This is a genomic window from Idiomarina sp. D18, from assembly GCF_057748155.1.
This window is the reverse complement of record NZ_CM173240.1, coordinates 1,048,698-1,061,181: the sequence shown is the minus strand read 5'-3', so window position 1 is coordinate 1,061,181 and position 12,484 is coordinate 1,048,698. Positions and strand designations below refer to the sequence as shown.

Genomic DNA, 12,484 nt, shown 5'->3' with positions numbered 1-12,484 from the left:
AACTCCTTTAAGCAGTCCAGTCATCGGATTGATTAGATTGAGAGGGTGGCTGCAAGCGCACATTGACACCGATGACTTGGCGATAAACCAAACCCAACAGATTTACTAAATAAGGAATCAAAACAAAAAGCAATAGCCCATATGTAATGAGACCCATGATAAAAACCATGTAAAAAGCAAATGTTAGCGCAATAAAAAACGGCAAATGATAATGAGTAATACGGATTGAATAATAGATTGCGTTCAATGGCGATATGCGGCGTTCGACAACTAAGGGTATCGCTAAACAAAAAATCGCTGATGTATACAAGGTCACTATGTAGCCTAGTAAAGGCGAGATGCTTGCAGCCAACCAAACAAACAGTTGTGAAATTAACGTAGTGATCACGCCCGCAGCAATGAGCGAGGTCACCACTTCAAATCCCTTAAAAATGTGCAAGCCCTTGGTCGGAATATCGATGCTGTGACGTATGCCCATCAGAATAATGCCGCCAAACAACGGAGCCGCTATCGCAGTACTAAACACGGCTAAGCCTAAGCCTTGAATGGGCGTCATTTGATTAATCGCTTCGGGAGATGAAAGTACTGACATCGGCAACACAACTTGAATGACAGTGACGATAACGAGTAGTACTGCGAGAAAGCTGATCATGGCCGTTACCAGAGGCCAAAAATGCCGCCCAGTAATAGCAAACGCTTCCTTTAGCCATTGCACCGGATGAACACGGTAGTTTCCCTTCAATGCTTCGGCTAAATCTCCGCCCACAATCATTTGTTCTTTTGATTCGTTTTGCTGCAATTTCGACCCCATAAAGCTCTATACATTTGATATAATTAGCGTCAACCATCGATTTTACCATCGATTCTGTAGCTGAGGAAATTTATGCCCACTCAACATCGACGTAAGCGCAGCCCGAAGCGTCCACGTCCAGTAAACCCGAAACTTGTTCTACTCAATAAGCCTTATGGTGTACTCAGTCAGTTTTCTGGGGAGCCAGGTGATGTCACCCTTAAAGATTTCGTTCCTCATTCAAACGTTTATCCCGCCGGGCGGCTTGATAAGGATAGTGAAGGTTTAATGTTACTGACAAATGACGGCGTCTATCAGGCGCGTCTTGCAAATCCGAAATATAAAGTAGCTAAGACTTACTGGGTACAAGTTGAGGGCATTCCCGATGAAGCACAATTAACGGCATTGCGTAATGGTTGTGAATTAAACGACGGACTTACCAAGCCGGCACAAGCTTTTGCAATTGACGCGCCTATAGGTTTGTGGCCGCGCAACCCGCCGGTGCGTGAGCGTAAAACAGTTCCCGACTCTTGGTTAAGCTTATCGATCACTGAAGGGAAAAACCGTCAAGTTCGTCGTATGACCGCTCACGTAGGACTGCCTACCTTGCGATTAATCCGTGCTCAAATCGGTCCGTTTAAGTTGGCTGGGTTACAGCCAGGAGAATGGCGCGAAGAGCCCCCAGTATGGTAAACTGGGCGACTAGCGTTCCGTGTAGTAACAGAGACAGTAAATCATGACTGAGTCCAAGAAAAACCCCAGTGAAACCAAAGTCATCGTCGGTATGTCTGGCGGCGTAGACTCTTCCGTATCCGCCTACCTGCTTCTTCAACAAGGCTATCAAGTTGAAGGCCTCTTTATGAAGAACTGGGAAGAGGATGATGACGATGAATATTGTGCCGCCGCTGATGATCTCGCCGATGCAGAGGCCGTGTGTGAAAAACTGGGCATTGAGCTACACACCGTTAATTTTGCCGCGGAATATTGGGACAACGTGTTTGAGCATTTCTTAGATGAATATAAAGCCGGCCGCACTCCTAACCCTGACATCATGTGCAACAAAGAAATCAAATTTAAAGCATTTCTGGAATTTGCAGCGGAAGCCTTGGGCGCCGACTATATTGCTACGGGTCATTACGTGAGACGCGCTTTTAACGATGGCAAGTGGCAGTTATTACGCGGTTTAGATAATAACAAAGACCAAAGCTACTTTCTTTATACGTTGAGTCACGAGCACGTTGCTCAAACGTTGTTCCCTGTTGGTGAGCTCGAAAAGCCAGAAGTGCGCCGTATTGCCGAAGAGCAAGGTTTAGTTACTGCCGACAAAAAGGATTCGACAGGTATCTGTTTTATTGGAGAGCGCAAGTTTAAAGACTTTTTGCAACAATACCTTCCTGCTCAGCCGGGTAAGATCGAGAGCGTTGATGGTGAAGAGCTCGGTGATCATGAAGGCCTAATGTACCACACCATAGGTCAACGCAAGGGACTTCATATTGGCGGTTTAGCTGACGCCGGCGATGATCCGTGGTACGTCGTTGATAAAGATGTCGAGCGCAATGTACTCGTCGTTGCTCAAGGCAAGAATCATCCTCGCCTATTCTCAAAAGGCTTAATAGCGAACCAATTACATTGGGTCAATCGTGAGGAAATAACAGAGCCGTTGCGGTGTGTGGTAAAAACACGCTATCGCCAAGCCGATATAGCTTGCCAAATAACACCTGCCGAAGATGGACGTATTACGGTTTCTTTCGATGAACCTGTGGCTGCGGTAACGCCTGGGCAATCGGCGGTGTTCTATATCGATGATGTCTGTCTGGGAGGCGGAATTATTGAACAACGTATTACCGATTTTGAGGTGCGTTTATGAACGATTGGCAACAACGGGTTGTTGCTTTAGCGGGAATGGCACAAGCCGCTATCGCCGTTCAGCAGGTCGCACGTACGGGCCGAGTCCATCATGAAGCTGTAGTGGACACCCTTATCAATAGCGTACTTAACCTAGAACCAGAGTCGACAGAAGCGGTCTATGGTGGTTTAGAAGGTGTTCGTCCCGGGTTGATTTTACTCGCCCAACAGTTTCGCAATAATGCCCAGCGTGACCTCGAAATTACTCGGTACATGGTAGGCATGGTGCACCTATCTAAACGCTTGCTGAGTCAGCCAAAGTCGCTCAACTTATTAGCAGAGCGGCTGCATCAGGTTGGCCGCCAGTACTATGAGTTTGGCTTCGATAAATATCAAATAACGGCGAGTCTCGCTTCGATTTACCGTGAAGTGATTAGCCCATTAGGGCAACCGATAAGAGTCAATGGCAATCCTAAACTATTAAAGCATGAGGCCAACCAACACTTGATTAGAGCCTTGCTTCTATCAGGTGTACGTAGCGCAGTATTATGGCAACAAGTCGGTGGTAAACGACGTCAGTTTTTATTAGGACGCAAGCGTATGCTGGCGGCCGTCAATGAACTACTCAGCGTGAGTGCATAACTTAAACTGTTTAACTTGGAGAACTTTGGATATGTTACCTTTTTCAACCCTTACGGCTATATCGCCTGTTGACGGGCGTTATGCCAGTAAAGTTGAGCCATTACGCGCCATATTTAGTGAGTATGGCCTAATTAAATACCGCGTGACTGTCGAAGTGCGTTGGTTACAAATGTTGGCTCAGCATGAGGGCATTAAAGAAGTTGCTCCACTTAGCGATGAAGCGAATCAACGCCTTAATGCGATCGTTGAAACATTCAGCGTCGAAGATGCTGAACGTGTGAAAGAAATCGAGCGCACAACAAACCATGACGTGAAAGCGGTCGAATACTTATTGAAAGAGAAAGTCGCTGACTTGCCAGAATTAGCCAAAGTCAGTGAGTTTATTCACTTTGCTTGCACGTCAGAGGATATCAACAACCTATCACATGGTTTAATGCTTACAGCTGCGCGAGACGATGTCTTAGTGCCTGTTATGCAAGATATTGTCGATACTGTAAAAGCAAAAGCACGTGAATACCGCTCGGTAGCAATGATGGCACGTACTCACGGCCAACCCGCTACGCCAACCACCATGGGTAAAGAGTTTGCTAACGTCGCGGTGCGTTTGCAACGTCAGCTTGAGCAAGTGCGCGCAGTGGCACTGATGGGTAAAATAAACGGTGCAGTGGGTAACTACAACGCGCACTTAGCGGCTTACCCGAACGTTGATTGGCATCAGGCTTCAGAACAGTTCGTGACTTCTTTAGGCCTGACTTGGAACGCTTACACCACCCAAATCGAACCGCATGATTATATCGCCGAATTATTCGACGCGGTCGCACGCTTTAATACCGTGTTAATCGACTTTGATCGTGACTTATGGGGTTATATTGCGCTTAACCACTTTAAGCAGAAAACGATTGCTGGCGAAGTAGGCTCATCAACCATGCCGCATAAAGTAAACCCCATCGATTTTGAAAACTCCGAAGGTAACTTAGGCATCGCCAATTCGGTTATGAGTCACCTCGCGCAAAAGCTTCCGATTTCCCGCTGGCAGCGCGATCTGACCGATTCAACCGTGTTACGTAATCTCGGTGTTGGTATCGCCCATGCGGTTATCGCGTATCACGCTTCCTTGAAGGGCCTGAGCAAACTTGAAGTGAATGAATCTGTACTCACGGCTGAGTTAGACGCAAACTGGGAGTTGATGGCCGAGCCCGTACAAACGGTGATGCGTCGCTACGGCGTCGAAAAGCCATACGAAAAACTCAAAGAGCTCACGCGTGGTAAGCGTATCAAGCCGGCCGATTTGGTAACATTCATTGATGCGCTCGATGTTCCTGAAGCCGCGAAAGATGAAATGAAAGCCATGTCACCGATGAACTACATTGGTCGTGCTGAAGCATTTGTAGACGAGCTTAAGTAATGCATTTACAGAATGTCGATAAGCAAGTCTTTCTCGATTCTGACTGGCAAAAACGCCCGCGCTTGTTTAAGCGTGGGCTCGCCAACGTTGACTTGATCGAACCCGAAATTTTAGCCGGTTTAGCCATGGAAGATGGCGTTGATGCTCGTATTATCGAACATCGAGATCAAGCCTGGTCAGTCACTCACGGCCCTTTCGAGGAGTACGAATCGCTCGGTGAAGAGAATTGGACGTTACTCGTGCAAGCAGTCAATGAATGGATGCCCGATGTCCACTCGCTGTTGCAGGCGTTTCGTTTTTTACCCGAGTGGCGCATTGATGATGTGATGGTGAGCTTCTCCGTTGAAGGCGGTGGCGTTGGGCCACACGTTGACGAATACGATGTGTTTATTGTGCAAGGTGCGGGTCGTCGTCATTGGCGCGTGGGTGCACGTCAATCGACTACGCCAACTTATCCGTGCGAGGATCTCAAGCAGATCAAAGAGTCCTTTGATGCGATCATCGATGAAGTACTAGAACCCGGTGATGTTCTGTATATTCCAGCCGGCTGCCCACATGATGGCATCGCACTTGAACCTTGTCTCAATTATTCCGTCGGTTTCCGTGCGCCGAATCAAGCCGAATGGCTTGCTCAGCTCGCTGACATGGCATTACAGACTGAGCAACTCAAACAACGTTACACCGATCCGAACCTCTCGTGTGACAACCCAAGTCATATCGTAACTGAAGCTCAGCTAGGCCAAGTCAAACAACTCCTTAAATCAGCGGTTGAATCGAGTGATTTTGATGAGCTCATTTTACGTGCTCAGTCAATGAGTAAGCGCCCTCTTCCTGAGCCCGAGTTGCCGATGGTGCCCGAACAAGTGCCTGCTTTACTAACGATGGATAATGCAACCGTCGTTCGTACACCGGGTTCGCGTTTACTAAAGCACTTCGACAAACCACATTACTTTGCCAACGGTGAGTTGTTTGTGGTGACCGCTGAAGCTGAGGCACTGGCTAAGCAGCTTGCAGAGCTCACCGATGAAACAGCGATTACCGAATTGGCGCCCGTGTGCAGTGACGCGTGTGGGCAAGCGCTGATCGCATGGTTAGTCAATCAGGGTGTTATTGAGCTATTAATTGACTAATTTTTGTTAACAAGTTGCCGTTTACGTCAACTGTAAACAACAGTTGCTAAACACCCGTTTGAATAACGATTTTAGTTTTGTTTTTTAGTAGCGCGTTAACATTCCAAGTGGTAATGTGCGCGCAATTTTGAAAACCAATGAGGATGGAAATTCATGTCTCTATTTGAGCATATTGAATTCGATAATCACGAACAAGTGACCTTCTGCCATGATGAAGAATCTGGTCTTAAGGCTATTATTGCCGTTCACGATACAACGCTCGGCCCGAGCTTGGGCGGTACGCGTTTATGGAACTACGCTTCATCGGCTGAAGCATTAACCGACGTGTTACGTCTTTCACGTGGCATGACCTATAAAAGCGCCATGGCTGGCCTTCCTCTAGGTGGCGGTAAAGCCGTGATCATCGGCGATGCTAAAACCATTAAAAGTGAAGCCCTATTCCGTGCTTACGGCCGTTTCATTGAAACCTTAGGTGGCAAATACATCACCGCTGAAGACGTTAACATTCGCACGGCGGATATCGATATCGTTGCTAAAGAAACAAGCCATGTTGCCGGTACTGCAGATAAAGCAGGCGATCCATCGCCTCACACTGCGCTCGGTACTTATTTAGGCCTTAAAGCGGCGGCAAAACACCGTTTAGGTTCTGATGACCTTAATGGCGTAACGATTGCAGTGCAAGGTTTAGGTGCTGTTGGTTATGACTTTGCCGAATATTGTGCTAAGGAAGGCGCGAAGTTGATCGTAACGGATATCAACGAAGACGCCATGCAACGTGCTAAAGATGAGCTCGGTGCACAGGTTGTGGGTCTTGACGAAATCTATGGCGTCGAGGCTGACGTATACGCGCCATGCGCACTCGGTGCAACAATTAACGATGAAACGCTTAAGCAGTTAAAAGTTAAGATCATTGCAGGTAGTGCAAACAATCAGTTAGCGACTCCAGCACACGACCAGAAAGTTAAAGACATGGGTATTCTATACGCACCTGATTATGTCATTAACGCAGGTGGTGTTATCCACGTCTGTTCTGAAGCAGCTAACTTCTCGCTTGAAGAGACTGACAAACGTGTGCGTGATATCTACAACACACTCGATAAGCTCTTTGCTCGTGCCAATGAAGAAAACCGTCCAACCGGCGAATTGGCCGACGAGATGGCGCGCGAAATCATCGCTAACGCGAAAAAATAATAGCGTAATGGGCTACCTTAGTGATTAAGGTAGCTCAAAATAACTTCAAGCGGGTGTCTCACCCGCTTACCTTCCAAACGTTTTACCTGCGAGCGGCAAGAGAATCCAGTCGCAGTAATACCACTGGTTCCGTACTGTTTAACCGCTTCAGCCCAATCCATTTGATACAAAGCAATACTCTCTTTCAAATTGCTACGTTCATGCCCAAACGTTCCGGCCATACCACAACAGCCCGCTTGGACAATATCGAGCTGCAAGCCGACACTGGTAAATAGCGCCTGCCAGTGCTTTGCTGACTCGGGAATGAAGCTCTGCTCGGTGCAGTGTAACAGCAAACCGTAACGGCGATGACTGCTCTCGAGATCGAGTTTCTCTGCCTTGCCCTGTAACCACTCGATGACTGTTTGCACGTTCAATGCTGCAGCTTTATCACCTAATACGTGGTGATACTCGTCGCGGAATACCAATGCGGTGGACGAATCAACACCCACGCGTTCAATTTCGGTATCGAACAAGGGCGCTAGGTACTCATAAACACGTTCAGCCGTTTGCTTAAACTCCGATAAGAAGCCTTTCACATGTTGAGCTTTACCTTGTCCAACAAACGGTATCAATACAGGTTGATAACCTAAACGAGCGGCGAGTTGCGCGAAAGCATGCACGATCTCAGCTTCGTAAAAGCTGGTGAAAGGATCTTGTACGATAGCCACTAGCTGTTGTTGCTGTTCTACTGGTAACTGGGCGAGCTCACTCGGCTCCGCGACTCTAAACTCTGACTGTTGCCACCGTTTAACCAAGTTAGGCACTGAAAACGCGGGCGTATCGACATAACCCACAACTTGTTTCAAGAAAAAGTTGCTCAGTGGGTTTTTGATAATGGCATTACTAAACTTAGGAAACTTTGCACCCACCTTAGCCGTGCTTTCAACACTTCGCACAAGATGATCTTTAATGGGGCGCGGATACCGAGAGTAGTAATGCTGTAAAAACTCAGCCTTAAACGTCGGCACGTCGACACTCACTGGACATTGATTAGTACAGGCTTTGCACGCCAAGCACTTGTCCATTGACGCCTTCACTTCATGGCTGTAGTCATCTTTCGAATCATTGCGGTTACGCCACTTTTCAAACCAAGATACTTCGTCATCAGGCTGCTTATCCGCGCGGTAATTCTGTTCCGCAGTTAAGCGCAACCATTCACGCATCAATGACGCGCGTCCTTTGGGCGACATACGACGGTCACGTGTCACTTTATACGAAGGACACATTGCTGCTTTGGTATCGTAGTTGAAACACAGTCCGTTGCCATTACAACTCATGGCATTGGCGTAGTAGTCACGTGTCTCAATGGGAATTTGACGGTCAAAATAACCGCGCTTTTGCGCATCAACAGAAACTAACTGCGCTTCGCTGTTTAACGGCGTAGCGATTTTACCGGGATTAAACTGGTTAAACGGGTCAGCGGCTGCTTTTACTTTTTGTAGTTCTTGATAAAGCGCCTCGCCAAAGAATTTCGGCGCATATTCTGAGCGATAGCCTTTACCATGCTCTCCCCACATCAAGCCACCGTATTTGGCTGTCAATGCAGCTACTTTATCACTGATTTCGCGCAATAGAACTTCATCATCTGGATTGGTTAAATCCAGCGCGGGGCGCACGTGCAACACCCCTGCATCCGCGTGACCAAACATGCCGTAATGGAGGTTGGCATCGTCTAAGATGTCGCGAAACTCCATTATAAAAGCCGCCAACTGCTCGGGAGGAACCGCGGTGTCTTCTGCGAAAGCAACGGGTTTACGCGCACCTTTAGTGGCACCTAACAGCCCGACCGCTTTTTTTCGCATGGCATAAATGGTTTGGATACTTTCTAGGTCATCGCATATTTGATACCCGATCACCCCTTTATTATCTTTAGCTTTAATAAGCTTATCCAAGCGTTTACAAAGCGCATCAATTTTCCGCTGATTTTCCGCTTGGTCCGTCGCGGCAAACTCGACCATGTTGATGCCATTCATGACCTGTCCCTCGACCTCTTCTAGCAGCGGCGAAACGCTATGCCAGATGATGTCTTCACGCGCCAAGTTCAGCACATTGGAATCAATGGTCTCTACTGATGTTGCTTCAGCTTCAACTAAGAACGGTGAGTTATTCAGTGCCGCTTGGAAATCGGAATACTTTACGTTGATTAAGGTACGGTATTTGGGGATCGGTGTGATGTTGAGTTTTGCTTCTGTGACAAAGCCTAACGTACCTTCGGAACCCGCAATCAGGCGCGATAAATCGAGCGTATGATGCTCTGCATCGAAGGTGTGTTTTAAGTCATACCCGGTTAAAAAACGGTTTAACGGCGGAAATTTGGCGTCTATCGCCTCGCGCATACCCACACAGGTATTTAGTGCTTGTTTATATAACCGCCCTACCCGCGAATCAACTTCGCTGTACGTTTGTGCCTGCTGTAAGTCCACCGGTTCACTGGCTAACAGCTCACCACCTTGTAAGACCGTGCGTAACGATAAAATATGATCACTGGTTTTACCGTATACCAACGAGCCTTGACCCGATGCATCCGTATTAATCATCCCGCCGAGCGTGGCACGATTGCTGGTTGATAAGTCCGGTGCAAAGAAATAGCCATGTGGACGCAACGCGTCGTTCAGCTGATCCTTTACCACGCCGGTTTGTACACGCACCCAACCCTCATCCGCATTGACTTCCAACACGCGATTCATATGGCGACTCAAGTCCACCACAATACCCGGCGTTAACGATTGTCCGTTAGTGCCCGTACCACCGCCACGAGGGGAAAATGTCACTGAATGAAACTCATCTTGAGCTGCGAGTTTCAGTATCGTTTGAATGTCGGCTTCGTTGACAGGATAAAGGACGGCCTGCGGCAACTGTTGATAAACACTGTTATCCGTCGCCGCGATAAGCCGTCCTGAAAACGTGACATCAATCTCCCCACTAAAATCTGACTGTTCAAGCTCACTAATATATGCCTGATACAACGACGGCAGTGCGCGCTTGGCGTCTAACTTAGGGAGTTGTGTCATAACGTTTTATAGTCCTCTTACAGTTGTTCTGATAAGTACATCCAAGTTTCAATAACAGTGTCAGGGTTAAGCGAAACCGAATCAATTCCCTGCTCGACTAACCATTGAGCAAAGTCAGGATGATCTGACGGACCTTGACCACATATACCGACGTACTTACCACGTGCTTTAGCCGCTTTAATGGCCATTTCAAGCAATGCTTTAACAGCGTCGTTGCGCTCATCAAATAAGTGTGCAATTAAACCTGAGTCCCGGTCGAGTCCCAACGTTAGCTGGGTTAAATCATTCGAACCAATTGAGAAGCCATCGAACATATCAAGGAATTTATCGGCCAATAGTGCGTTTGATGGTAGTTCACACATCATGATCACACGTAAGCCGTTCTCACCTTGTTTCAGTCCCTGCTCTTCAAGTAAATCGATAACTTGGCGACCTTCCTCTAGAGTACGTACGAAAGGAATCATGATTTCGATGTTGCTCAGACCCATTTCATTACGTACACGCTTAATCGCTTCGCACTCAAGTGCAAAACAATCACGGAATTCCTCTGAGATATAGCGCGATGCGCCACGGAAACCGAGCATCGGGTTCTCTTCGTCAGGCTCGTATTGACTACCACCGACTAAGTTTGCGTATTCATTCGACTTGAAGTCTGACATACGCACAATAACGCGCTCCGGCGCAAACGCTGCGGCTAAGGTTGAGATCCCTTCAGCAAGACGCGCTACATAATATTCACGAGGTGATTCATAACCGGCGATCATGGTGCTGATCGTTGCTTTCAACGCATCTGGTTGATCGTCAAAGTTAAGTAATGCTTTTGGATGCACACCGATCATGCGATTAATAATAAACTCAAGGCGTGCAAGACCTACACCCGCATGCGGTAAACCAGCAAAGTCAAAAGCACGGTCCGGGTTACCGACATTCATCATAATTTTTAATGGTAAATCTGGCATTGCATCAACGCGCGACTCAGTAACTTCAAAGTCAAGTTCGCCTTCGTAGATGTATCCGGTATCACCCTCTGCACAAGATACGGTTACTGCTTGGCCATTGCTAATCAGCTGAGTTGCATTACCACAACCTACAACCGCTGGAATGCCTAACTCGCGAGCGATGATAGCCGCGTGGCATGTACGACCACCGCGGTTGGTCACGATAGCCGCCGCGCGCTTCATAATAGGCTCCCAATCCGGGTCGGTCATATCAGTAACCAGCACATCACCAGGTTGGACTTTGTCCATTTCTTCGATGCTATCCAATACGCGTGCCACACCTTTACCGATGCGCTGGCCAATCGCACGACCTTCACAGACCACCGCACTGGTGTCTTGTAGCGCAAAGCGTTCGATCGCTTGCCCTTTTTGGTTTGACTGCACCGTCTCCGGGCGTGCTTGTACGATATATAACTTGCCATCGATACCGTCTTTAGCCCACTCGATGTCCATCGGACGACCGTAGTGTTTCTCGATGATTAATGCTTGGCGAGCCAGTTCTTCTGCTTCTGCATCGGTAATCGAAAAGGTTTGGCTTTTAGCTGAATCGATGTCCTCGATCAATGTTTGCTTACCATGTGCACGATCTTCAGAAAACACCATTTGGATTTTCTTACTACCCAAATTACGGCGCAACACCGCTGGACGTCCCGCGTTAAGCGTTGGTTTGTGCACATAAAACTCGTCTGGGTTTACCGCACCCTGAACGACCATCTCACCCAAGCCGTACGATGAGGTGACGAAAACGACTTGGTCAAAACCGGATTCAGTATCAATTGTGAACATCACGCCTGATGAAGCAATGTCACTTCGAACCATGCGCTGTACACCCGCCGAGAGAGCTACGCCTCTATGGTCATAACCTTGGTGCACGCGATAAGAAATCGCACGGTCATTGAATAACGAAGCGAAAACGTGTTTGATGGCTTCCATCACGGCATCAAGACCGCGGACGTTTAAGAAAGTTTCCTGTTGGCCCGCAAACGAAGCATCCGGCATATCCTCTGCCGTTGCCGAGCTACGTACAGCAAAGCTGAATTCATCGTTGTCTTCACTGAGTTGGCTAAAGGCTTGCTTGATATCGGCTTCGAAGGCAGGTTGGAAAGGCGTGTCGATGATCCACTGACGAATGGTGCGGCCCGCTTCGGTTAATTTATTGACGTCATTAACGTCGAGGCCGTCGAGCAATTCATATATTTTGTCATTCAGACCACTTTGCTCAAGAAACTCGTTATATGCATCTGCTGTCGTCGCAAAGCCGCCGGGGACTTCAACCCCTGCACCCGCGAGGTTACTAATCATTTCACCGAGTGAGGCGTTTTTACCCCCCACTCTGTTGACATCTTGCATTCCTAGTTGCTGATACCACAGTACGTTTTCTTGCACGTCTTTTTCCTCGATTTAATCCGATGGGAGGTATGATGTGGCGA

9 protein-coding genes are annotated in these 12,484 nt (G+C 47.8%); 6 read left to right on the top strand and 3 right to left on the bottom strand.

Features of this window, described 5'->3' with window-relative positions; genetic code table 11:
• Window positions 1–7: 7 nt before the first annotated feature.
• Entirely contained in the window at window positions 8–811 is an 804-nt protein-coding gene (locus AC3AP5_RS05015) for a hypothetical protein (protein WP_487327136.1), read from the bottom strand.
• Window positions 812–883: 72 nt separating this feature from the next.
• On the opposite strand from AC3AP5_RS05015, the gene AC3AP5_RS05010 reads away from it, so the two are divergent.
• From AC3AP5_RS05010 to AC3AP5_RS04985, 6 genes are all read left to right on the top strand, one after another.
• Window positions 884–1,483 carry a pseudouridine synthase gene (locus tag AC3AP5_RS05010; protein WP_487327135.1) on the top strand — a complete coding sequence of 200 codons (600 nt, stop codon included), beginning with the start codon at window positions 884–886 and terminating at the stop codon, window positions 1,481–1,483.
• A gap of 43 nt (window positions 1,484–1,526) precedes the next feature.
• On the top strand, window positions 1,527–2,657 hold the full coding sequence (mnmA, locus tag AC3AP5_RS05005) for a tRNA 2-thiouridine(34) synthase MnmA (protein ID WP_487327134.1): 1,131 nt from the start codon (window positions 1,527–1,529) through the stop codon (window positions 2,655–2,657).
• A complete protein-coding gene (gene hflD, locus AC3AP5_RS05000; protein WP_487327133.1) occupies window positions 2,654–3,277 on the top strand; it encodes a high frequency lysogenization protein HflD in 624 nt (207 codons plus the stop codon). The genes mnmA and hflD overlap by 4 nt, the downstream gene beginning before the upstream one ends.
• A gap of 31 nt (window positions 3,278–3,308) precedes the next feature.
• Window positions 3,309–4,682, top strand: a complete 1,374-nt coding sequence (gene purB / locus AC3AP5_RS04995) for an adenylosuccinate lyase (protein ID WP_272978429.1) — start codon at window positions 3,309–3,311, stop codon at window positions 4,680–4,682.
• The gene (locus AC3AP5_RS04990; RefSeq protein WP_487327132.1) at window positions 4,682–5,812 is read left to right on the top strand and encodes a JmjC domain-containing protein; all 1,131 of its coding nucleotides are present in this window, start codon (window positions 4,682–4,684) and stop codon (window positions 5,810–5,812) included. Before purB ends, AC3AP5_RS04990 begins: the two co-directional genes overlap by 1 nt.
• Before the next feature lie 153 nt (window positions 5,813–5,965).
• A complete protein-coding gene (locus tag AC3AP5_RS04985) occupies window positions 5,966–7,003 on the top strand; it encodes a Glu/Leu/Phe/Val dehydrogenase dimerization domain-containing protein (RefSeq protein ID WP_006955776.1) in 1,038 nt (345 codons plus the stop codon).
• Window positions 7,004–7,020: 17 nt separating this feature from the next.
• Here AC3AP5_RS04985 and ydiJ read toward each other — a convergent pair whose 3' ends face one another.
• Window positions 7,021–10,056, bottom strand: a complete 3,036-nt coding sequence (gene ydiJ, locus AC3AP5_RS04980; protein WP_487327131.1) for a D-2-hydroxyglutarate dehydrogenase YdiJ — start codon at window positions 10,054–10,056, stop codon at window positions 7,021–7,023.
• A gap of 17 nt (window positions 10,057–10,073) precedes the next feature.
• Window positions 10,074–12,440, bottom strand: coding sequence for a phosphoenolpyruvate synthase (gene ppsA, locus AC3AP5_RS04975; RefSeq protein WP_006955778.1), 2,367 nt, complete (start codon window positions 12,438–12,440; stop codon window positions 10,074–10,076).
• Between the last annotated feature and the right edge of the window lie 44 nt (window positions 12,441–12,484).